20 protein-coding genes and 2 pseudogenes are annotated in these 20,911 nt (G+C 41.8%); 21 read left to right on the forward strand and 1 reads right to left on the reverse strand.

All coding sequences use genetic code 11. The annotated features are described in order from the left end of the window. Nucleotides 1–201 precede the first annotated feature (201 nt). The 4 genes from NSQ85_RS04010 (at nucleotide 202) to NSQ85_RS04025 (ending at nucleotide 2,569) form a co-directional block, all read left to right on the forward strand. A complete protein-coding gene (locus NSQ85_RS04010) occupies nucleotides 202–738 on the forward strand; it encodes a DUF536 domain-containing protein (protein ID WP_179972193.1) in 537 nt (178 codons plus the stop codon). 49 nt (nucleotides 739–787) lie between these two features. Next, the gene (locus NSQ85_RS04015) at nucleotides 788–1,378 is read left to right on the forward strand and encodes a 3'-5' exonuclease (RefSeq protein ID WP_179973265.1); all 591 of its coding nucleotides are present in this window, start codon (nucleotides 788–790) and stop codon (nucleotides 1,376–1,378) included. Nucleotides 1,379–1,552: 174 nt separating this feature from the next. After that, the gene (locus tag NSQ85_RS04020; RefSeq protein ID WP_340781201.1) at nucleotides 1,553–2,281 is read left to right on the forward strand and encodes a MerR family transcriptional regulator; all 729 of its coding nucleotides are present in this window, start codon (nucleotides 1,553–1,555) and stop codon (nucleotides 2,279–2,281) included. A 105-nt stretch (nucleotides 2,282–2,386) separates the two neighbouring features. After that, complete coding sequence (locus NSQ85_RS04025; protein ID WP_445330293.1) at nucleotides 2,387–2,569, forward strand: hypothetical protein; 183 nt, start codon at nucleotides 2,387–2,389, stop codon at nucleotides 2,567–2,569. Between the two features lie 265 nt (nucleotides 2,570–2,834). On the opposite strand, the gene NSQ85_RS04030 is transcribed toward NSQ85_RS04025, so the two are convergent. Next, entirely contained in the window at nucleotides 2,835–3,134 is a 300-nt protein-coding gene (locus NSQ85_RS04030; protein WP_002884818.1) for a YbaB/EbfC family nucleoid-associated protein, read from the reverse strand. A gap of 965 nt (nucleotides 3,135–4,099) precedes the next feature. Here NSQ85_RS04030 and NSQ85_RS04035 point away from each other — a divergent pair. The 17 genes and pseudogenes from NSQ85_RS04035 (at nucleotide 4,100) to NSQ85_RS04115 (ending at nucleotide 20,900) form a co-directional block, all read left to right on the forward strand. Then, a complete protein-coding gene (locus tag NSQ85_RS04035; protein ID WP_179973938.1) occupies nucleotides 4,100–6,448 on the forward strand; it encodes an HAD-IC family P-type ATPase in 2,349 nt (782 codons plus the stop codon). A 93-nt stretch (nucleotides 6,449–6,541) separates the two neighbouring features. Next, nucleotides 6,542–6,823, forward strand: a pseudogene (locus NSQ85_RS04040) (PBECR3 domain-containing polyvalent protein); the annotation flags it as partial. 575 nt (nucleotides 6,824–7,398) lie between these two features. Next, a pseudogene (locus NSQ85_RS04045) lies at nucleotides 7,399–7,681 on the forward strand (chorismate mutase). A gap of 76 nt (nucleotides 7,682–7,757) precedes the next feature. Then, complete coding sequence (gene trpE / locus NSQ85_RS04050; RefSeq protein ID WP_179973937.1) at nucleotides 7,758–9,113, forward strand: anthranilate synthase component I; 1,356 nt, start codon at nucleotides 7,758–7,760, stop codon at nucleotides 9,111–9,113. Next, nucleotides 9,110–9,676: an aminodeoxychorismate/anthranilate synthase component II gene (locus NSQ85_RS04055; protein WP_179970592.1), complete on the forward strand. Its 567-nt coding sequence runs from the start codon at nucleotides 9,110–9,112 to the stop codon at nucleotides 9,674–9,676. Before trpE ends, NSQ85_RS04055 begins: the two co-directional genes overlap by 4 nt. A gap of 90 nt (nucleotides 9,677–9,766) precedes the next feature. Continuing rightward, complete coding sequence (gene trpD / locus NSQ85_RS04060) at nucleotides 9,767–10,771, forward strand: anthranilate phosphoribosyltransferase (protein WP_179973936.1); 1,005 nt, start codon at nucleotides 9,767–9,769, stop codon at nucleotides 10,769–10,771. Continuing rightward, nucleotides 10,768–11,535, forward strand: a complete 768-nt coding sequence (trpC, locus tag NSQ85_RS04065; RefSeq protein ID WP_100262532.1) for an indole-3-glycerol phosphate synthase TrpC — start codon at nucleotides 10,768–10,770, stop codon at nucleotides 11,533–11,535. The genes trpD and trpC overlap by 4 nt, the downstream gene beginning before the upstream one ends. Then, a complete protein-coding gene (locus NSQ85_RS04070) occupies nucleotides 11,522–12,103 on the forward strand; it encodes a phosphoribosylanthranilate isomerase (RefSeq protein ID WP_100262533.1) in 582 nt (193 codons plus the stop codon). Before trpC ends, NSQ85_RS04070 begins: the two co-directional genes overlap by 14 nt. Further along, entirely contained in the window at nucleotides 12,100–13,308 is a 1,209-nt protein-coding gene (trpB, locus tag NSQ85_RS04075; protein WP_100273694.1) for a tryptophan synthase subunit beta, read from the forward strand. The genes NSQ85_RS04070 and trpB overlap by 4 nt, the downstream gene beginning before the upstream one ends. A 3-nt stretch (nucleotides 13,309–13,311) precedes the next feature. After that, the gene (trpA, locus tag NSQ85_RS04080; RefSeq protein WP_340781203.1) at nucleotides 13,312–14,094 is read left to right on the forward strand and encodes a tryptophan synthase subunit alpha; all 783 of its coding nucleotides are present in this window, start codon (nucleotides 13,312–13,314) and stop codon (nucleotides 14,092–14,094) included. A 144-nt stretch (nucleotides 14,095–14,238) separates the two neighbouring features. Beyond that, the gene (locus NSQ85_RS04085; RefSeq protein WP_179973934.1) at nucleotides 14,239–14,670 is read left to right on the forward strand and encodes a CopY/TcrY family copper transport repressor; all 432 of its coding nucleotides are present in this window, start codon (nucleotides 14,239–14,241) and stop codon (nucleotides 14,668–14,670) included. Between the two features lie 3 nt (nucleotides 14,671–14,673). After that, nucleotides 14,674–16,902, forward strand: coding sequence for a heavy metal translocating P-type ATPase (locus tag NSQ85_RS04090; protein ID WP_340781204.1), 2,229 nt, complete (start codon nucleotides 14,674–14,676; stop codon nucleotides 16,900–16,902). Nucleotides 16,903–16,973: 71 nt separating this feature from the next. Beyond that, on the forward strand, nucleotides 16,974–17,177 hold the full coding sequence (locus NSQ85_RS04095) for a heavy-metal-associated domain-containing protein (protein WP_084826109.1): 204 nt from the start codon (nucleotides 16,974–16,976) through the stop codon (nucleotides 17,175–17,177). Between the two features lie 159 nt (nucleotides 17,178–17,336). Further along, nucleotides 17,337–18,383, forward strand: a complete 1,047-nt coding sequence (locus NSQ85_RS04100; protein ID WP_084826108.1) for a D-alanine--D-alanine ligase — start codon at nucleotides 17,337–17,339, stop codon at nucleotides 18,381–18,383. Nucleotides 18,384–18,822: 439 nt separating this feature from the next. Beyond that, nucleotides 18,823–19,503 (forward strand): amino acid ABC transporter permease, encoded by a 681-nt coding sequence (locus NSQ85_RS04105; RefSeq protein ID WP_084826107.1) that lies wholly within the window; start codon nucleotides 18,823–18,825, stop codon nucleotides 19,501–19,503. Continuing rightward, entirely contained in the window at nucleotides 19,463–20,140 is a 678-nt protein-coding gene (locus tag NSQ85_RS04110) for an amino acid ABC transporter permease (protein ID WP_179973932.1), read from the forward strand. The genes NSQ85_RS04105 and NSQ85_RS04110 overlap by 41 nt, the downstream gene beginning before the upstream one ends. A 1-nt stretch (nucleotide 20,141) precedes the next feature. Further along, the gene (locus NSQ85_RS04115; protein WP_179973931.1) at nucleotides 20,142–20,900 is read left to right on the forward strand and encodes an amino acid ABC transporter ATP-binding protein; all 759 of its coding nucleotides are present in this window, start codon (nucleotides 20,142–20,144) and stop codon (nucleotides 20,898–20,900) included. The last annotated feature ends 11 nt before the right edge of the window (nucleotides 20,901–20,911 follow it).

A 20,911-nucleotide genomic window follows, 5' to 3' on the forward strand; every position in this document is an offset into this window, starting at 1 on the left:
AGATTTTCCTTCTATAACATATTTATACCCAAAAATAGTTTATCAAAAGCCTGCCTTCCTATCTAAACTGTTTGAAAAATGAAAGGAAAAATAGATTCGTAAGTGATTCTTTAAATGTCCTGAATGACTTGTCAAATTGACAAGACAGGTGTGATTGTGATATTCTCATAGTAAGAAATTTCAAGAGGAAACGAGGCTATTATGAGTATTGAAATGACCGTCAGCGAGATTGCTGAAATCCTTGGCGTTAGTCGTCAAGCAGTCAATAATCGTGTCAAACAACTTCCAGAAGAAGATATTGAAAAAAATGCTAAAGGAGTTACTGTCGTTAAGCGTAGTGGCTTGATTAAGTTGGAGGAAATCTACAAGAAAACCATATTTGAAGATGAGCCAATTGATGAAGAAACAAAACAACGTGAGTTGTTAGAGATTCTTGTAGACGAGAAAAACTCTGAGATTGCTCGTCTCTATGCTCAGTTGAAGGCCAAGGATGAGCAGTTGTCAAACATGGATAATCAATTGCGTGTCAAAGACGTGCAAATTGCTGAAAAAGACAAGCAAATTGATCAGCAGCAGCAATTGACCTTGACTGCTATGAAGGACAAAGAAGAGCTTAAATTGGAGCTTGAGGAAGCTAAGGTAGAGATTGACGAAGCCAAGGCTCAAGTGGAAGAAATCCAGGTTAAACAAGAGGAAACTGCTAAAAAAGGTTTCTTTGGACGTCTATTTGGAAAATAAAAAAGAAGCTGAGACTCGGTCTCAGCTTTAACTATTGTAGGAGATTAAGATGGAAAATTTAGAAACATATATTGCCTTTGATTTGGAGTTTAATACGGTGGATGGCGTTAGCCATATCATCCAAGTGTCGGCGGTTAAAATGGGACAGCACAAGGAAGTGGACCAGTTTGATTCTTTTGTCTATTCGAATGTTCCTTTGCAGTCCTTTATCAATGGTTTAACGGGGATTACAGCAGATAAGATTGCCAAGGCTCCAAAGTTAGAGTCGGTTTTGGCAGAGTTTAAGGCATTTATTGGTAATACACCACTTATCGGTTATAATGCACTTAAATCAGATTTGCCTATTCTAGCTGAAAATGGTTTAAACTTGGAAGAGCAATATGCTTTAGATGTTTTTAACGAGACTTTTGACCGTCGTGCTTCTGATTTGAATGGTATTGTTAATCTTAAGTTGACTAGTGTGGCAGATTTCTTTGGAATTAAGGGACATGGTCATAACAGTTTGGAGGATGCTCGGATGACCGCTCAAATTTACGAGAAGTTTCTCGAATTAGATGAGAATGCCGAGCTTTTGGAGCAACAGGAAGAAGTCAGTAACAATCCTTTTGCTGCCCTAGATTTAGGTGGCCTCTTCGACTAGATCTTTACAGGAGCTGTAAAGGCTGTAAAGAGCGATGGCTAACTTTTTCTTTAAGAAAAGAAAATCCTCTAGGGTTATGTCTTGCATATTCCCTTACGTTATAAGGTAGAATCTAGGTATCAAGGGTGGCAAAGGTCCTCTTTTGATAGAAAATCTTAAAAGGAGGTGACTGAGATGTCGACGTTTTCAACAGGAGAGTTGGCTAAGGCAGCAGAAGTGTCTGTTAGGACTGTCCAGTACTATGATCAACGAGGTATCTTGACGCCGTCTGAAGTCACAGAAGGTGGTCGGAGAATCTATCACGAATCAGACTTGGAACGCCTGCAAGTCATTTGTTTCTTAAGAGATTTGGACTTCTCAATCAAACAAATCAAGAAACTCTTGCAAGAGGAGAATAGGGAACAGGTTTTAGAGCTTTTGTTGACAGACCAAATCGAGAGTTTGGAAAAGTCTTCGAAGGAAATAGAGGTCAAACTAAAACGTGCCCGTCACTTGCAAAAAGCAACTGCTAAGTGGCGTCAACTTTCACTAGAAGATTTGTCAGACATTTTACGTCTTATGGAAAATCAAAAATCATGGCGAAATTTGCAGTTGAGAATGTATGGGAGCATCATTCTAGCGAGTCTTCTTTATATCATAGCCCTACTGATAGTCATTTATTATTTTAAGGATCCTAGAGGTTTGTTTATCGTCTGCCCTGCTTTTGTTATATTAGTGAACCTACTGGTACTTCATTATAGAAAGCAGTTTGAATACCTCTGTCCTAACTGTCATAAGATCTTTGATCCTAGTTTTAAAGAGTTTGCTCTTGCAAGTCATACACCAAGGACTCGTAAACTGACCTGTCCTCATTGTCATGTGAAGTCCTACTGCATGGAGTTGGCTAAAAGTCAAACAAAATGAGTTTTCGAACATAAAAACGCTTGGACTGGCACCGCATCCATAAAATGAGACACAAGAAAACACTCCTGTTGAATTCTGATAAACTAGAAACAGGAGTGTTTTGTTATGGTCAAAAAAGCATATTCAGTAGAAACTAAGCTAGCCTGTATCGAAATGAAGAAAGTAGGTAAGTCAAATAAAGTTATCATGGATGCCCTCGGTGTCAAAAATGCTAGTCAGGTGAAGACCTGGTGGCGATGGTATCAGAATGATGAATTATACCGTTTCCACCAATCCGTGGGGAACTAATATACTTATGGTAAAGGGATGAAGCAGTTATCTGAAGTTGAACAGTTACGTTTGCAGGTAGATTTACTAAAAAAGTATCAGAGCTTGGTAAGAGAATCGACAAAGTAAGTTTTATCAAGCTAGTTGAAGAGTATAAGAAAACTGGTCGCATTAGAGTTTTTCTCTTGTCCCATTATTGGGGTGCAGTGTCTCTCTTGTTGTATATTATGGCTGAGTTGCTAAATGAGTATATAGAAAAAGGAATCGTGAGATTCCTTTTTATTGTTTAGAATGGCAATTTGCCTGCAAAGGCACCCATTGATTTTTTAGTAGCTTCGTCGATTTGTCCAAGAGCATCGTTAAGGGCTTGAACAGTCATATCTTGAAGTGTTTCCACATCATCAGGATCCACAACAGCATCAGCAAAAGTGATGTTAACCACTTTTTTGTCACCAGTTAATTCAGCAACGACCAAGTCTTGGGCTGATTTTCCAGTGAAAGTTGTAGCAGCCAATTCAGCTTGACTTTTTTCCATTTGTTTCTGAAGCTTTTGTGCTTGCTTCATCATGTTTTGCATGTTCATCATAATAATTTCTAGATTCCTTTCATATCAAGGGTTTAGCCCCTTCTTGTTACTTTTTGATGCCTTATTTTTCCTAATAGAAGAGACAGTCGATACCTCAACTATTATACCATGTTTAGTTTGAATGACAAAGTGAGAGAGGGTCAAAGAGAATCCGTAATTATAAGAGAGTTAAGTTTGTTTACAACGATGGTATCACGAGGCTTTGTTAAAAAAGCTGTAGAAGCAATTACAGAATCCACAAATCCTTGAAGTTTTAAGACTTGTTATGAATAGTGTACAATGCTTAATTGTTAACCTAGTCAACATGTAATTGGAGATAGAAAAGGAGAGAGAAGATGACAATGCAAAAAAGAAATATTTTAGGGATGTCGGACTGCTTATAGTCTTGTGTATGAGTCTCTATACTTATTGTAATTTAAAATTTAACTCTGTTTATTATGCTCAGCATATCCCTCATAAGGAGGGGACAGAAACGGATTTAGTTATGTTGGTAAAGAATGTGGGGTGGATTTATACTCCTAAAATCGACAATATTATATATGATGATGGAACAAACGATATTATAAATACTAAAAGTAAATCTTTTCTAACAAAATCCTTAGGAAGCTTTTTATACGATAAGGATAATATGACTATCGGTTTTAACAGTACGTTTAGATTTGAGGACGTCAGTTATTTGTCAGAAGAAGCAAAAATATTCAAGTTAATGAATCACACATTAAACGAGAGATTAAGCAAGATTTTTCCTCAATCATGAAGGTTCAAAAAAACCTTTTATCAATCTTCAATAGTTGTTTAATCTACTTTACCGAAGTAGGTTTAATTAGAGAATATAATCCTACAGAATATTTTTGTTGGGTTTATTGGCCTGGATGGCAGAGTGAAAAAAGCATGAGGGATAATAGGTTTATTTCCTTGGTATTCATGACGGCTAACCTTTGAAAACACCTTGTTTTTATGCTACTATGAAAGTTGTGAAAAAACAGTTACAAGGCTTGACTCAGGTGGAGGTCAAGCAGCGGATAGATGCCGGTAAAACAAATTATTTTAAAGCAAAAGCTGGCTCCAGCAATTGGGATATTTTTAGGCGTAATGTCTTCAACTCCTTTAATATGCTTAATTTTGCAATCTTTGTGGCCTTGATTGCTGTTCAGGCTTGGTCCAATCTATTTTTCTTCGGGATTATTGTGCTTAATGCCTTTACGGGGATGATGACGGAGTTGCGTGCCCGTCGCATGATTGATAAGCTCAATCTCATGAATAAGGATCAGATTCGTGTGGTGCGTGATGGACAGCTTGTTTCCATCGATCCTAAGGATATTGTCTTAGATGATGTCATGCTCTTGTCTGCGGGTGAGCAGGTTCCCAGTGATGCAGTGGTTGTTGATGGAATGGCTGAGCTTAACGAGGCTATGCTGACTGGTGAGAGTGATCAGATTCTAAAGAAAGTTGGAAAGGAGTTGCTCTCGGGTTCTTATCTTGTGAGTGGTCAGGTCTATGCTAAGGTCATTAACGTAGCCGAGGACAATTACGCCAACAAGCTTATGTTAGAGGCCAAGACTCATAAGCCAATCGTGTCCTGTATCCTTTATAACATGGACAAGATTGCTAAGTTTACGGGAAAGATTGTTATACCATTTGGGCTTGCACTCTTTTTCGAGGCTTACATGATTAAGCAGCTTTCTCTTCAAGAGTCGGTCGTTACCAGTTCAACAGCCCTTCTGGGAATGTTGCCTAAGGGAATTACCCTTTTGACTATTACATCACTTTTGACGGCTGTCATTAAGCTTGGGATGAAACACATCCTTGTGCAAGAAATGTACTCTGTTGAAACCTTGGCCCGTGTAGATGTGCTTTGTTTAGATAAGACAGGGACGATTACACAAGGAAAGATGACTGTTAAAGGTCTGGAGCTACTGTCAGAGCGTTTTACGAAAGAGGAGTTGGAGCGTTTGCTTGCGGCTTATATGCAACATAGCAAGGATAAAAACGCAACAGCTCGGGCTATTCGAAATGCTTATGAGGGTCTGGAACATCATTATCAGGTAGGTAATGTTATTCCATTTTCAAGCAATCGTAAATGGGGTGCTGTGAGCATCAATGGGCTTGGAACTCTCTTTTTGGGAGCACCTGAGACGCTTCTTAAGGAGAATCCTAAAGCAGTCGATAAGGCTCAGGCGCGAGGGTCTCGTGTTTTGATTTTGGCTTGGAGTCAGTCAGGTATTGCTACAGAGACCATGATTTTGCCGAATGATATCGAGGCTTTGACCTTGCTTGAAATTGCCGATCCTATTCGTGAGGATGCTCCAGAAACTCTGGAATACCTGCGTTCAGAAGATGTGACACTTAAGATTATTTCTGGTGACAATCCAGTGACGGTTTCTCATATTGCTCATCAAGCTGGTTTTGCCGATTATCAAAGTTATATTGACTGTTCTAAGGTCAGCGATGAGGAGTTGGAGGCTTTGGCTGAGGATACTGCGATTTTTGGTCGTGTATCTCCGCATCAGAAAAAGTTATTAATCCAAACCCTTAATGCCAATGGGCATACCACGGCTATGACTGGTGACGGTGTCAACGATATCTTGGCACTGCGTGAGGCGGATTGTTCGATTGTTATGGCAGAGGGAGATCCTGCTACACGCCAGATTGCTAACTTGGTGCTAATGGATTCTGAGTTTAAGGACATTCCTGAAATTCTATTTGAGGGACGCCGTGTAGTTAATAATATTGCCCACATTGCACCTATTTTCCTCATTAAAACTGTTTATTCCTTCCTTTTGGGGCTTATCTGTATTGGCAGTATTGTTTTTGGAAAGGCGGAGTACCTCTTGGTCTTTCCATTCATTCAGGTTCAGATGACCTTGGCAGGTCAGTTTATCGAGGGTCTTCCACCATTTGTTTTGACCTTCGAACGTAATATTCGTCCTGTTGAGAAACATTTCCTCAGACGTTCGCTCCAGTTGGCTATTCCTAATGCCTTGATGCTGGCTATCAGTGTTCTTATTTTCCATCTGTCTCAGATCTATCTTGGTATGAGTAGTACAGACATGCTGACGCTTTCTTATTATATGATGGGATCAATGGGTGTTCTTGCCGTTATTCGTGCTTGTATCCCCTTGAATAAGGGGCGTGTGGCCTTGATTATCTACTCAGTCTTTGGCTTCTTAATCAGTTCCTACTATCTTCGAGATGTGATTGCAATCTCAACACTTAATAGCTACACATTACCAATCTATCTGGTCGCAATGGCTATCTGTACACCGCTTTTCTTCTGGATTAGCTATAAACAAGGTGCTTTCCAAAAAACATAAAGCAAAACTTAAACTTGCTAACAGACTTGAGTTTTTTGATAGCTAAATAATAGGAAAATCCTTGATGGGCATTAGGTATGGTACAATAAAGGCATGAAAATAGTAGGGCACTTGACGTCAAAAGTCATTAAAGCTTTTGATTTAGACTACAAGCCTGGTGAAGACATCACGCTGTCTGCACAACGTAAGAAGCATATGGAAAAACATCGCTAGGAATTCAGTGATTTTGATGCCATCTATGAACGTATTCCAGAGATTATTGCTCATCCGGAATATATCGGTTGCCATCCTAATGGCCTGTCCTTGAAATACATCAAACGTATTGATGGTAATGTTTTGGTAGCGGTCAGATTATGTGATATAATATGGGTAAGGAATAACGACGAGGGCGGAAGAGGCAGCTGCCGCACCTTCGGGTCTGAAAGAGATGCAGGATTGTCACCCTGCCGTTGTTTATCAAATAAAGAAAGTCCCTTTGGGGATTTTCTTTATTTTGTATAGCTTAGGGACAAGGCTATCTCACTATCTGGATTAGCTAAAAACGAATTTTGTAGGAGAAGAATTGTCGAAATTAACAGAAAATTATTGACATCTTTTTAAAAAGGAGTACAATAGTGAATAAATCAGAAAGTAACTGATCTTAGATTTTCAGGGAGCCTGCGGTGATTGTGAGTAGGTAATCGAGATAAGCGAACATTGGGCTGATTGGATGATAATGAGAAGGTAATACATATTCTTCTCGGTTGGCACCCCTTACCGTGCAACTCCTTGTTAGAGGAGATAGAGATGATGGTTTTTTGAGACCATTAACTGAGGTGGTACCGCGTTAAACTAGATTTAATGCCCTCACAGAGTTTTTCTCTGTGAGGTTTTTTGTTTACTTTTATTTTTAAAGGTCTATTTACCTAAAAGAAGTAGTATTTCATTATTTAATGAAAGGTTGGGTATTTATGGATGCATTAAGCAATATTCGAATTGAGATTGATGATATTGACAGAGAGTTAATTCGACTACTGGCCCAACGTCAAAGACTTGTGGAAAAGGCAAGACGGCTTAAGCTCAAGGGAAACAAGGATGCTTGTCCAGGCTAGTAATCGTGTTGCCCAAGTGATAGCTAACCGTCGTAAGCAAGCATTAGAGCTTGGCTTATCGCCAGATGTGGCTGAAGGTGTTTGGAGAAGTATGATCAAAGCTTTTATTACCTTAGAAGAGAAAGTGAACAAAGAATACTAATGGTGCCCATACATTCCATAAAGGTGTCTTGTATCAGTTTTATTACTCTCGATTATACAGTTTGAAAGGAAATATTATGAGAAAAATTTTACCAGCCGATACCTTAACACCTATCTTAGCTTATATGCGTGTTCAAGGGGAACACAAGGTTATCCTTGAATCTATTCCTCGTGAGAAGGAAAATGCACGCTTTTCTATTGTTGCCTACAATCCGGTCTTTGAAGTAACCTTCAAGGATGGTGTTCTTTATGAAAATGGTAAGGCGATTGATCAGGATCCGTTCGAATACTTGGACCGAGTAACCGTCAAAGGCATTAAGTCTGACCTTCCTTTCGCAGGTGGAGCCATCGGATTTGCAGGTTATGATATGATCGGTCTCTATGAAAATATCGGGGAGATTCCTGAAGATACGATTGGGACACCTGATATGCATTTCTTCATCTATGAGTCTTATTTGATTTTTGATCACAAGAAGGAAAAGGTTTATGTGGTTGAGGATAATATCTACTCTGGTCGTGATAATGATGCGGTGCGTCAAGCTCTGGGACAGGTGATAACGAGCCTCCAGATTCAGGCACCAAACGAGTTTACACCTCAAGCTTTGCAGGCCTTGCAATTTTCAAATCATATCGAAAAAGAGGTCTTCATGGATATGGTGGCTAAGGCTAAGAAACTCATTCGTGAGGGGGATATATTCCAATATGTGCTTAGCCAACGCTTTTCAGCGGAATTTGAGGGAGATCCTTTGGATTACTACCGTAATTTGCGCGTGACCAATCCATCAAATTACCTTTATTTCTATGATTTTGGAGATTATCAGGTGATTGGTGCTAGCCCCGAGAGCTTGGTTTCAGTAAAAAATGGAGAGGTTGTAACCAATCCGATTGCTGGAACTCGTCCTCGTGGTGCCAATGAGGCTGAGGACGCTGCTCTAGCGGATGAACTCTCACAAAATATCAAAGAAACTGCGGAACACCGTATGCTGGTTGACTTAGGACGTAATGATATCGGTAAGATTGCCAAAAATGGTACGGTTAAGGTGACCAAGTATATGGAGGTTGAATATTTCCGATATGTCATGCACCTTACTAGTGTGGTGAAGGGGCAACTCTTACCGGAGTTGACGTCCCTTGATGCTCTAAAGTCAACCCTACCAGCTGGAACTGTGTCCGGGGCGCCTAAGATTCGTGCCATGCGTCGTATCTATGAGCTTGAGCAGGAAAAACGTGGTATTTACGCGGGAGCTATCGGTTATTTGTCTGCTACAGGAGATATGGACTTCGCTATTGCTATCCGTACCATGATTCTTAAAAATCAAAAAGCCTATGTTCAGGCAGGTGCAGGTGTTGTCTATGACAGTGTTCCTGAAAATGAATTTTACGAAACGATTAACAAGGCGAAAGCTATGACAAGAATAGGAGATGCCCAATGATTTTATTAGTTGATAACTATGATTCTTTTACCTATAATTTGGCACAATACCTAGGGACATTTACAGAGGTGAAAGTCTTACGTAACGATGATGAGAAGCTCTATGAAGAGGCGGAAAAAGCTGACGGGCTAGTCTTTTCACCGGGTCCAGGTTGGCCAGCTGATGCGGGTAAAATGGAAGTCTTGATTAAGGATTTCGCTGGTAAAAAACCGATGATGGGAATTTGCTTGGGGCACCAGGCTATTGCGGAAACTTTTGGTGGTAAACTTGGCTTGGCTAAGAATGTCATGCATGGCAAACAAAGCAATATTACTTTTGAAACGCCATCGCCAATTTTCAAGGACATTGACAATGATGTCCCAATTATGCGTTACCATTCCATCGTTGTTGACCAAATGCCAGAGGGCTTTGATGTGACAGCCATCACAACAGATGATCAAGAAATCATGGCCATTCAACATAAGGAGCTACCAATTTATGGTTTGCAATATCACCCAGAGAGCATCGGAAGTCCAGATGGTCTCAAGATGGTTGAAAATTTTGTGAAAATTGTTGCAGGCTAGTTGGTTAGTCTTTTGACTAGATAAATCTAGGCTCAAAACATCTCCTCGTGCATCGGAAAATATTGAACCATCTTTAGAAGGAAAACAGATATGAAAGAAATATTTCTACAAATCTCAAACCGACAAGACTTGTCTCAAGACCAAGTCCAAGCAGTCTTTGACCGCATTCTCAAAAATGAAGTCTCAGAAAGCCAAATCGCTTCTTTCCTTATGGGGCTTAAAATTAAGGGAGAAACATCAGATGAAATCACAGGTATCGTGCGTGCCCTCAAATCACATGCGACGGTCTTGCCTGAGACCTTCACAGATGCTATGTGTAACTGTGGTACTGGTGGAGACCAATCTTATAGCTTTAACATTTCAACAACGGCTTGCTTTGTCCTAGCAGCAGGTGGTATTCGTATGGCTAAGGCTGGTAACCGTTCGATTTCCTCTAAATCTGGTTCGGCAGATGTCCTTGAAGTCCTTGGAATCAACGTTGCGGCATCACCAGAAATCCTATCTAAAGCACTTGACGAGGTTGGTTTGGCCTTTATCTTTGCACAAACCATGCACCCAGCCATGCGTTTTATCGGTCCAGCTCGCCAAGCTCTTGGGATTCCAACGATTATGAACTTGGTTGGGCCACTGGCTAATCCGCTTGACCTTGAGACGCAACTCATGGGGCTCTATCGTGTGGAGCTGCAAGAGATTGTTGCTAATGCTATTCAACAGTTGGGAAGAAAACGTGCGGTTATTATCACAGGTCCTGGCAATATGGACGAAGCTGCTCTCTATGGTACTAACACCTACACCCTTTTGGAAGATGGTCACATCAGCCAGCACACCTTTACTTATGAAGATCTGGGTATGGAAAAGGTTGAGTTGTCTGATATCACAGGTGATGATGCCAAGGAAAATGCAGAGATTCTCCTTAGTGTCTTGAGAAATGAAGCTAGTCCTTATCTTGAAACAACAGTGCTTAATGTAGGTCTTGGTTTCTTTGCCAATGGTAAGGCTGGGACCATTAAAGAAGGTGTTGAGCTTGCTCGTCAATTAATTGCGGACGGATCAGCCCTAGAGAAACTTCGCAAACTCCAAGAGGTACAAGTATGAGTAAAGCTTTTCTTCCAACAATCCTAGAACAAAAAGAAAAAGAAGTGGCCCAGTTGGTCATGGAAGACTTACAGCCCTTGCGTCAGACCTATCGCCTTTATGATTTTCTCAAGTCAAATCAAAACAAGTTGCAAATTATTTCTGAAGTGAAGAAAGCCAGTCCAAGTATGGGTGATATTAACCTAGATGTGGATATTGTAGCTCAGGCCAAGACCTATGAGGAAAATGGGGCAGCCATGATTTCTGTTTTGACTGACGAAGTCTTCTTCAAAGGTGATATTTCCTATTTGAAAGAAATTTCGACACAGGTAGCGATTCCAACCTTGGCTAAGGACTTCATTATTGATGAGAAACAGATTGTGCGTAGCCGTAATGTGGGTGCGACAGTCATTCTCTTGATTGTAGCGGCCTTGCCAGAAGCTCGTCTTAAGGAGCTCTATGATTTTGCGACTAGCCTTGGCTTGGAAGTCTTGGTTGAAACGCATAATCTGCCAGAATTGGAAGTGGCTCACCGTATTGGTGCTGAAATTATCGGAGTAAACAACCGTAATTTGGTGACATTTGAGACAGATATCAATACCAGTCTTGAGTTATCGACGCATTTCAAGGATAAACCTGTTTATATTTCTGAGTCGGCTATTTTTACAGGTCAGGATGCTGCCCTAGTTGCCCCGTATTTTAATGGGATTCTGGTAGGAACTGCCCTTATGACGGCTGACAATGTAGCTAAAAAGGTCAAGGAGTTGCAAATTGACAAAGGTTAAAATTTGTGGACTGTCGACACCAGAAGCAGTAGCCACTGCAGTTAAAGCAGGTGCTGACTATGTTGGTTTTGTGTTCGCCAAAAGCAAGCGTCAAGTGAGTCTTGAACAAGCTCACGAGTTGGCTAAAGGGGTGACAGGCCAGACAAAAATCGTTGGTGTCTTTGTTTCACCAAGTTTTAAGGAACTGGAAGAAGCGATTAGTCAGGTTCCCTTAGATATCGTTCAGATTCATGGAACTTTTGATGAAGATCTGATTTCAAAGATATCAGTACCAGTTATTCGAGCTATTCAGATTTCGGATGGTGATTCTCAAGTCAAGAGTCAGGCGGGTTATCTTCTTTTTGATGCTCCTATTGCCGGTAGTGGTCAGACCTTTGACTGGCAACTCTTGGCTGACAAGCAGATTGAGCAGGACTACTTTATCGCTGGTGGTTTGGCTGTGGACAATGTGGCAGAGGCCAAGGAAACCTTCCATCCCTATGCCTTGGATGTGTCCTCAGGTGTAGAGACAGATGGTTACAAGGATTTAAACAAGATTAGAGCATTTATAGAAAGAGTGAAAGCATGACATATCAACAACCTGATGCAAAAGGATTTTACGGAAAATTCGGCGGTCAGTTCGTTCCCGAAACGCTGATGACAGCCGTTATTGAATTGGATAAGGCCTATCGTGAAGCCAAAGAAGATCCAAGTTTCCAAGCGGAATTGGATGACCTCCTTAAAAACTATGTGGGCCGTGAAACACCTCTTTACTACGCCAAACGTTTGACAGATCATATCGGTGGAGCGCAAATTTACCTTAAACGTGAAGACCTTAACCACACTGGGGCCCACAAGATTAACAATGCCCTCGGTCAAGTCTTGCTTGCTAAACGTATGGGTAAGAAGAAAATCATCGCCGAAACTGGTGCAGGTCAACACGGTGTCGCAACAGCGACAGCCGCTGCTCTTTTCGACATGGACTGTACCATCTATATGGGTGAGGAAGATGTGAAACGTCAGGCGCTTAACGTTTTCCGTATGGAGTTGCTTGGTGCCAAAGTTTTCAGTGTTACCGATGGCTCACGCGTGCTTAAGGACGCTGTAAATGCTGCTCTTCGTGCTTGGGTTGCAGGTATCGAGGATACTCATTACATCATGGGATCTGCCCTTGGTCCAGCACCATTCCCAGAAATTGTTCGTGATTTCCAATCTGTTATCGGTCGTGAAGCCAAACGCCAATATGCAGAGATTTCTGGCGGGAAACTGCCTGATGCTGTAATGGCTTGTATCGGTGGTGGTTCAAATGCTATCGGCATGTTCTACCCATTTGTCAATGATAAATTAGTAGCTATGTATGGTGCTGAGGCTTCTGGTTTGGGACTTGATACTGAAAAACACGCCGCAACCTTTGCCAAAGGTCGCCCAGGTATCCTTCATGGAGCGCTTATGGATGTCCTCCAAGATGCTCATGGTCAAATAATGGAAGCTTTCTCTATCTCAGCTGGTCTGGACTACCCAGGGGTTGGTCCTGAGCACTGTTATTTCAACGAAATAGGACGTGCGACTTACGACTCTATCACAGATGAAGAAGCGCTAGAAGGGTTCAAACTGCTGTCACGTTTGGAAGGTATTATCCCAGCTCTTGAGTCTAGCCATGCCATTGCGCTTGCACAAAAAGTGGCAGCTAAGATGTCGCCAGATCAAAGCCTCATCGTCTGCCTCTCAGGTCGTGGGGACAAGGACGTTATGCAGGTTAAAGAACGTTTTGAAGCTGAAGCAGAAGGGAAATAAACCATGACAAAAACACTAACAAAACACCTACAAGCTATCAAAGACAGTAAACGCGGTATTTTCGTACCCTATATCATGGCTGGTGACCACGCTAAAGGTCTGGACGGCCTCTTTGAGACTATTACTCTCTTAGAAAAAAGCGGTGTTTCAGCTATCGAGGTGGGTATTCCATGGTCTGACCCAGTGGCTGATGGTACCATTATTGAACTAGCAGGACAACGTAGTTTGGCTAAAGACGTGACTTTGACAGCTATCATCAAGAAGCTTCAAGAAAAAAAGACACAGGTTCCTTTGGTTATCATGACCTACATCAACCCAGTTTATCAGTATGGTATTAAAACCTTTGTCAAAGATTTAGCAGAGACTTCTATCAAGGGGCTCATCATTCCTGATTTGCCAAATGAACATGCTGACTTTATCACTCCTTATTTGAAAGACAGTGATATTGCTCTCGTGCCTTTGGTCAGCTTGACTACAGGCATTGATCGTCAGAAACAGTTGATTGATGGTGCAGAAGGCTTTATCTACGCCGTTGCCATCAATGGTGTTACTGGTAAGACTGGTAATTACAGTGATGACCTTGATAAACACTTATCTAACTTGACTGCCTATGCAGACATTCCAGTTCTCACAGGTTTTGGTGTATCAACAGAGGAAGACATTAAACGCTTTAATGCTGTGTCAGACGGTGTTATCGTGGGATCAAAAATTGTCCGTGACCTGCACGACGGTAAGGAAGAAGAAGTCGCTGAATTTGTTACATTCGGTTCACATTTTGAAAAATAGAAGATGATACTCTCCAGAAATGGGGAGTATTTTTCATCGAAAATAAATCTACAAATGTAGATAAAATTCTTGACACCTTTCTATGATAGCGTTAAAATAAATCTACAAATGTAAACAAATAATAGCATTCAGAAAGGAACTATTATGCTGGCAATTTCATCTGCAGAATGGGAAGTCATGCGAGTGCTCTGGGCTAAGGGGCAAGCGACTTCTTCAGAGATTATAGAGATTCTAGCTAAGAAGCTAGACTGGTCGGCTTCGACAGTTAAGACCTTGATTGGACGTTTGGCGGATAAAGGTTACCTAACTAGTCAGCGTCAAGGACGCGGGTTTATCTATCAAGCTAGCCTAGGTGAAGATGAAGCGAATTTTCTGACTTTAGAGGCTGTTTTTGACAAGATTTGTTTGACCAAACATAGCGATTTATTGGGTCAACTCATCGCAAAGACACCAATGACGCAAGCTGATGTGGATAAGTTGCAGGCCTTGCTTTTAGCAAAAGCACCTGTGGATCAGGTGGTTTGTAACTGTGTGCCTGGCCAATGCGCTTGTGGGCATCATATGGAGGTGAATTAGAAAATGGCAAAAGAAACTTTTGTGGTTAATGGGATGACTTGTGCGTCCTGTGTGGCCAATGTTGAAAATGCTGTGAATAAGTTGGATGGTGTGGACAAGGCTGTGGTTAATCTGACCACGGAAAAAATGTCTGTGGATTACTCTGAGAACAAGGTTAGTCCAGAAGCTATTGAAAAAGCTGTGGCTGACGCTGGTTATGAAGCTCAAGTCTACAATCCAGATACAGCCAGAAGCCAAGAAGAACGTGAAAAAGACAAGATTCACAAGGTGCGTGAGCGCCTCATTTGGTCATCAGTCTTCACTATTCCTCTCTTTTATTTGGCTATGGGGCCAATGGTTGGTCTGCCTGTGTCAAACTTCTTGTCTCCCCACCATGCAGCTTTGACCTATGCCTTGGTGCTTTTGATTTTGACAGTGCCCGTTATGTGGTTGGGTCGTTCCTTCTATAGTAATGGTTTTCGTACCTTGGCCAAGGGTCACCCAAACATGGATGCCTTGGTAGCCTTGGCAACATCGGCAGCTTTTCTTTATAGTCTCTATGGTACTTATCTCATTTCTTTGGGGTATGTCCATCACACCCACCAACTTTACTATGAGTCGGTAGCTGTTATCTTGACTCTGATTACTCTAGGTAAGTATTTTGAAACCCTCTCTAAAGGTCGGACTTCAGATGCTATCAAGAAACTCATGCACTTGTCAGCCAAGGAAGCAACCGTCCTTCGGGATGGTAAGGAAGTTAAGCTTCCTGTGGATAAGGTTGTTCTTGGTGACCATATCGTGGTCAAACCTGGGGAAAAGATAGCCGTGGATGGCCAGGTGATTTCAGGTAGCTCTGCGATTGATGAGAGCATGCTAACAGGTGAGTCCCTCCCTATTGAAAAATCTGTTGGTAAACCAGTGTTTGCAGGTTCTATTAATGGTCAAGGTAGCTTGATTTATGAGGCTGAAAAGATTGGTAAGGACACCTTGATTTCCCAAATCATTAAATTGGTTGAAGATGCCCAACAAACCAAGGCACCTATTGCCAAGATAGCCGATCAGGTGTCAGCAGTCTTTGTTCCTGTTGTCATGGCTATCGCCCTTGTATCTGGCCTCTTTTGGTACTTTATCATGGGACAAACCTTTACTTTTGCCATGACTGTAGCAGTTAGTGTCTTGGTCGTTGCTTGTCCATGTGCATTGGGACTTGCGACACCAACAGCTATCATGGTTGGTACAGGGCTCGGCGCTGAACACGGTATTCTCTACAAGCGTGGGGATGTGCTCGAGCTAGCTCACAAGGCTGATGTCCTCGTTTTTGACAAGACAGGAACCATTACTCAAGGGAAACCTCAGTTGGTTTCTAGCTATACCTATGGCAATAGTGGAGCAGCCTTACAACTTTTGGCATCATTGGAAGCCAAGTCTGAACACCCCTTGGGTCAAGCAATTCTTTTAGCAGCAGAAAATGCTAACTTGGACGTGTTAGAGATGGACAATTTCTCAAGTTTGACTGGACGAGGACTTACTGCCAGCTATGCAGGCAAGACTTATCTAGCTGGGAACCAAACTCTTATGGAAGAGGAAAAAGTCGACTTGACTTCAGCACAAACTGATTTCCAAAACTTGACAGCTGATGGTGAAACTCCTATATTCCTAGCTGAAGATGGCAACTTAATCGGACTCTTTGGTGTATCCGATCAGGTTAAAGCAGATAGTGCAGATATGGTGGCGGCTCTTCATCAAATGGGCAAGGAAGTCATCATGTTGACTGGTGATAATGACCAAACAGCCCAAGCCATCGCTCAAAAGGTTGGCATCAAACGTGTCATCAGTCAAGTGCTTCCGCAAGAAAAATCTAGAGTGATTAGCGACCTCCAAGTAGAAGGAAAATCAGTCATCATGGTTGGTGATGGTATCAATGATGCCCCAGCCCTTGCGACTGCTGATATCGGTATTGCCATGGGATCAGGGACAGAAATTGCCATGGAAAGTGCGGATATAGTCCTTATGAAACCCAACCTCATGGATGTGGTCAAGGCTTTGAAAGTTAGTCAGGCGACTATCACAACGATTAAAGAAAACCTCTTTTGGGCCTTTATCTACAATATTTTGTCTATCCCAGTGGCTATGGGTGTCCTCCACCTCTTTGGAGGTCCCCTTCTTGATCCAATGATAGCAGGACTTGCCATGAGCTTTAGCTCTGTTTCGGTCGTTTTTAATTCTCTGCGTCTCAAGCGCTGCAAAATTTAAGTGTCAATTACTTACAACTCCCGCCGCTTAAGGTGTATTGAAAACTAATTAAAGAAAAGGAAGAAAGAAAAATGACAAAAACTTATAAAATCACAGGAATGAAATGCCAAGGATGTGTTAACACCGTTACTGAAAGACTCTCCGCTGTCAAAGGTGTAGACAAGGTCCAAGTTGACCTCGAAAACAAACAAGTCACTATCGAAGGGAAACCTTGGAAATGGTCTCTCAAACTTGCCCTAAAAGGCACTAAGTTCGAGCTTGGTGACGAAATTTAAGATAGGAATGAAACAGCTCTTAGGCTGTTTTTTCTGTCCATAATCTTTTTGAAAAACTCTTCCTTTTGTGATATGATTAGGGTAATTATGTTCTCAAAAAGGAGACTGTTCTCTCTTTAAACTGAGACTAGAAAATCAAGAAAAGAAAACGGTGTACCTATGTCTAAACAAACCCTTATCCTTCTCTATGGTGGACGTTCAGCAGAACGTGAAGTGTCTGTACTCTCAGCTGAGAGTGTTATGCGTGCAGTAGATTACACCGCATTTGAGGTTAAAACCTACTTTATCACTCAGTCTGGTGATTTTATCAAAACACAAGAATTTATAGAAACCCCAGGTGATGATGAGAAGCTCATGACTAATGACACAGTTGAGGCTAGTCAGGTTATTAAACCAAGCGATATCTATGAAGAAGATGCTGTGGTCTTCCCTGTGCTTCATGGTCCTATGGGTGAGGATGGTTCTATCCAAGGTTTCCTTGAAACCCTCAAGTTGCCATACGTGGGGACCAATGTTCTTTCATCAAGTGTAGCTATGGACAAGATTATGACCAAGCGTATTCTTGAAGTTGCTGGAGTACCACAGGTTGCCTACACAGTCTACATCGAGGGTGAAGATTTGGAAGCAGCAGTAGCAGAGACACTTGAAAAATTGACCTTTCCAGTTTTTGTCAAACCAGCCAACATGGGGTCATCTGTTGGGATTTCTAAAGCTGAAAATGAATCAGAGCTTCGTTCAGCGATTGATCTTGCTCTCAAATATGATAGCCGTATCTTGATTGAGCAAGGTGTAGTTGCTCGTGAAATCGAAGTTGGTATCCTTGGAAATACGACTGTCAAAACGACTGATCCGGGTGAAGTGGTCAAAGACGTGGCTTTCTATGATTACCAAGCCAAGTACATTGACAATAAGATTACCATGGATATTCCAGCTCGCGTGCCTGTCGAAGTCATGACGCAAATGCGTGCCTACGCGGCCAAGGCCTTTCGTGCTCTAGGGGGTTGCGGTCTTGCCCGCTGTGATTTCTTCCTGACAGAGGATGGAGCCATCTACCTTAATGAGCTCAACACCATGCCAGGTTTCACTCAATGGTCAATGTACCCACTACTTTGGGAAAATATGGGACTCTCTTACTCAGATCTTATCAAGGAATTGGTAGTCTTGGGACAAGAAATGTTCGACAAATGTGAAAGCCATTTGATTTAAGAATGATGATTTATAAGACAGACATCTTAGTCTCGGAGAAATCTCTGAGATTGAGATGTTTTTTTTCTTTATAGAAATCCAGATTGTAGTTATATCTTTTCTTTATCACCTTGATAAAAAATACATATTATCCAGAAAAACTCAGCGGTGGTAGAATAAAGCTAACGTTTCAAATGACATAAAGCAATTTGTTCGTTTTTGATGAAGATTCACCTATCGTAAATATCGTCAGAGACGAGTGATGGTCAAAGGGCCAGAAGTAGATGTCAGTGGGTGCTCACGGATTTTTGCACGCCCTTTGTATATTGTGGAATTGAACACAGGCTAAATTCCTAGAGCAAAGGATAAACTTCCTAGTGTGCCAGCACACGTCGTCAGTTTCCTATTTGCTTTATGAAATTTCACACGCCCTTTGTATCTTGTTTTGAGGAGGTAAGTTTTGGACTGGTCCATTGTTCAACAGTATTTGCCCTTCTATCAGAAGGCATTCTTTTTAACCTTACATATTGCTGTTATGGGGATTATTGGGTCCTTTCTTTTGGGCTTGGTGGTGAGTGTTATTCGTCATTACCGAGTGCCGATTTTGAGTCAGCTTTCGACGGCTTATATTGAGCTGTCTCGTAATACGCCATTTTTGATTCAGCTCTTCTTTCTCTACTTTGGTTTGCCTCGTATCGGTTTGGTTCTATCCTCAGAGGCTTGTGCTGTGGTAGGTTTGATTTTCTTGGGTGGTTCCTATATGGCGGAGTCCTTCCGAAGTGGTCTAGAGGCTGTTAGTCAGACCCAGCATGAAGTGGGCCTATCTATTGGCTTGACGCCGTTTCAAGTCTTTCACTATGTGGTCCTTCCTCAGGCAGTGGCTGTGGCGCTTCCGTCATTTACTGCCAACGTTATTTTCCTTATTAAGGAAACATCAGTATTCTCAGCGGTAGCCTTGGCGGATTTGATGTATGTAGCCAAAGATTTGATGGGTCTTTACTACGAAACTGATGTGGCTCTAGGAATGTTGGTGGTGGCTTATCTCTTGATGTTGCTACCGATTTCTCTAGTCTTTAGTTGGATTGAAAGGAGGTTACGATATGCAGGATTCGGGATTTCAGGTTCTTCTTCAGGGGAATAATTTCCTACGTATCTTACAAGGTTTAGGCGTGACTATTGGAATTTCAATCGTTTCGGTTCTTCTTTCCCTTTTACTAGGAACTCTTTTTGGGATTGTCATGACTTCGAAGTCTAAGATTGTTCGGTTTTTGTCACGAATTTATCTAGAATTTATTCGTATCATGCCTCAATTAGTCTTGCTCTTTATTGTCTATTTTGGTCTTGCTAGGAACTTTAACATCAATATCTCAGGTGAGCTATCGGCTATTATCGTCTTTACCCTTTGGGGAACGGCTGAGATGGGCGATTTAGTGCGTGGGTCAATCACGTCGCTACCGAGACACCAGTTTGATAGTGGAAGGGCTCTTGGCTTGATCAATGGGCAACTCTACACCTATGTCATTATTCCGCAAGTCCTGCGTCGCTTGTTGCCTCAGGCTATTAACCTGGTGACACGGATGATTAAGACCACATCTTTGGTGGTTTTGATTGGCGTGGTTGAGGTGACCAAGGTTGGTCAGCAGATTATCGATAGTAACCGCCTGACTATTCCAACAGCTTCTTTCTGGATTTATGGTACAATTTTGATTCTTTATTTTGCCATTTGTTACCCAGTATCTAAGCTGTCTACATATCTTGAAAATCGTTGGAGGAATTAAGATGACAGAAAGCATTTTACAAATCAAGGATTTGAAAAAGTCCTTTGGGGACAATCAAATTCTCAAAGGCATCTCCTTAGATGTTAAGCAAGGTGAAGTCGTTGTTATCCTGGGTTCCTCAGGTTGTGGGAAATCGACTTTGCTACGCTGTATCAATGGCTTAGAGACTATCCAAGGAGGCGATATTCTCCTAGATGGTAAGTCTATCACTGGTAGTAAAAAGGATTTCCACCTGATTCGTCAGAAAATCGGAATGGTCTTTCAAAGTTATGACCTCTTCCCGCATTTGGATATCCTGCAAAACCTGATTTTGGGGCCAGTCAAAGCTCAAGGGCGTAACAAGAATGAAGTCATTGCAGAGGCTGAGAAACTCTTGGACCGTGTGGGACTTTTGGATAAGAAACACAGCTTTGCGCGACAACTATCAGGTGGTCAAAAGCAACGGGTAGCCATAGTCCGTTCCCTGCTCATGCATCCTGAAGTTATCCTCTTTGATGAAGTGACGGCTTCACTTGATCCTGAGATGGTTCGTGAGGTTCTGGAATTAATCAATGACCTGGCTCAAGAAGGATGTACCATGTTGATTGTAACCCATGAACTTCAGTTTGCGCGTGCCATCGCTGACCGTATTATCTTTATGGATAAGGGTGTCATCGCTGAGGAAGGTACTGCTGAAGAATTCTTCAATCATCCAAAGACACAGCGAGCTCAAGAGTTTCTCAATGTCTTTGACCTCAGCCAGTTTGGTGCCTATTTGTAACCCATTGTTTT

The organism is Streptococcus sp. FSL L8-0526, from assembly GCF_038007145.1.
Lineage (GTDB): Bacteria > Bacillota > Bacilli > Lactobacillales > Streptococcaceae > Streptococcus > Streptococcus thermophilus.

Excerpts from the sequence above, each read along its gene's own strand:
- NSQ85_RS04010 (WP_179972193.1), top strand. The coding sequence starts at position 202 with ATGAGTATTGAAATGACCGTCAGCGAGATTGCTGAAATCCTTGGCGTT.
- NSQ85_RS04015 (WP_179973265.1), top strand. The coding sequence starts at position 788 with ATGGAAAATTTAGAAACATATATTGCCTTTGATTTGGAGTTTAATACG.
- NSQ85_RS04020 (WP_340781201.1), top strand. The coding sequence starts at position 1,553 with ATGTCGACGTTTTCAACAGGAGAGTTGGCTAAGGCAGCAGAAGTGTCT.
- NSQ85_RS04025 (WP_445330293.1), top strand. The coding sequence starts at position 2,387 with ATGGTCAAAAAAGCATATTCAGTAGAAACTAAGCTAGCCTGTATCGAA.
- NSQ85_RS04030 (WP_002884818.1), bottom strand. The coding sequence starts at position 3,134 with ATGATGAACATGCAAAACATGATGAAGCAAGCACAAAAGCTTCAGAAA.
- NSQ85_RS04035 (WP_179973938.1), top strand. The coding sequence starts at position 4,100 with ATGAAAGTTGTGAAAAAACAGTTACAAGGCTTGACTCAGGTGGAGGTC.
- trpE (WP_179973937.1), top strand. The coding sequence starts at position 7,758 with ATGAGAAAAATTTTACCAGCCGATACCTTAACACCTATCTTAGCTTAT.
- NSQ85_RS04055 (WP_179970592.1), top strand. The coding sequence starts at position 9,110 with ATGATTTTATTAGTTGATAACTATGATTCTTTTACCTATAATTTGGCA.
- trpD (WP_179973936.1), top strand. The coding sequence starts at position 9,767 with ATGAAAGAAATATTTCTACAAATCTCAAACCGACAAGACTTGTCTCAA.
- trpC (WP_100262532.1), top strand. The coding sequence starts at position 10,768 with ATGAGTAAAGCTTTTCTTCCAACAATCCTAGAACAAAAAGAAAAAGAA.
- trpB (WP_100273694.1), top strand. The coding sequence starts at position 12,100 with ATGACATATCAACAACCTGATGCAAAAGGATTTTACGGAAAATTCGGC.
- trpA (WP_340781203.1), top strand. The coding sequence starts at position 13,312 with ATGACAAAAACACTAACAAAACACCTACAAGCTATCAAAGACAGTAAA.
- NSQ85_RS04085 (WP_179973934.1), top strand. The coding sequence starts at position 14,239 with ATGCTGGCAATTTCATCTGCAGAATGGGAAGTCATGCGAGTGCTCTGG.
- NSQ85_RS04090 (WP_340781204.1), top strand. The coding sequence starts at position 14,674 with ATGGCAAAAGAAACTTTTGTGGTTAATGGGATGACTTGTGCGTCCTGT.
- NSQ85_RS04095 (WP_084826109.1), top strand. The coding sequence starts at position 16,974 with ATGACAAAAACTTATAAAATCACAGGAATGAAATGCCAAGGATGTGTT.
- NSQ85_RS04100 (WP_084826108.1), top strand. The coding sequence starts at position 17,337 with ATGTCTAAACAAACCCTTATCCTTCTCTATGGTGGACGTTCAGCAGAA.
- NSQ85_RS04110 (WP_179973932.1), top strand. The coding sequence starts at position 19,463 with ATGCAGGATTCGGGATTTCAGGTTCTTCTTCAGGGGAATAATTTCCTA.
- NSQ85_RS04115 (WP_179973931.1), top strand. The coding sequence starts at position 20,142 with ATGACAGAAAGCATTTTACAAATCAAGGATTTGAAAAAGTCCTTTGGG.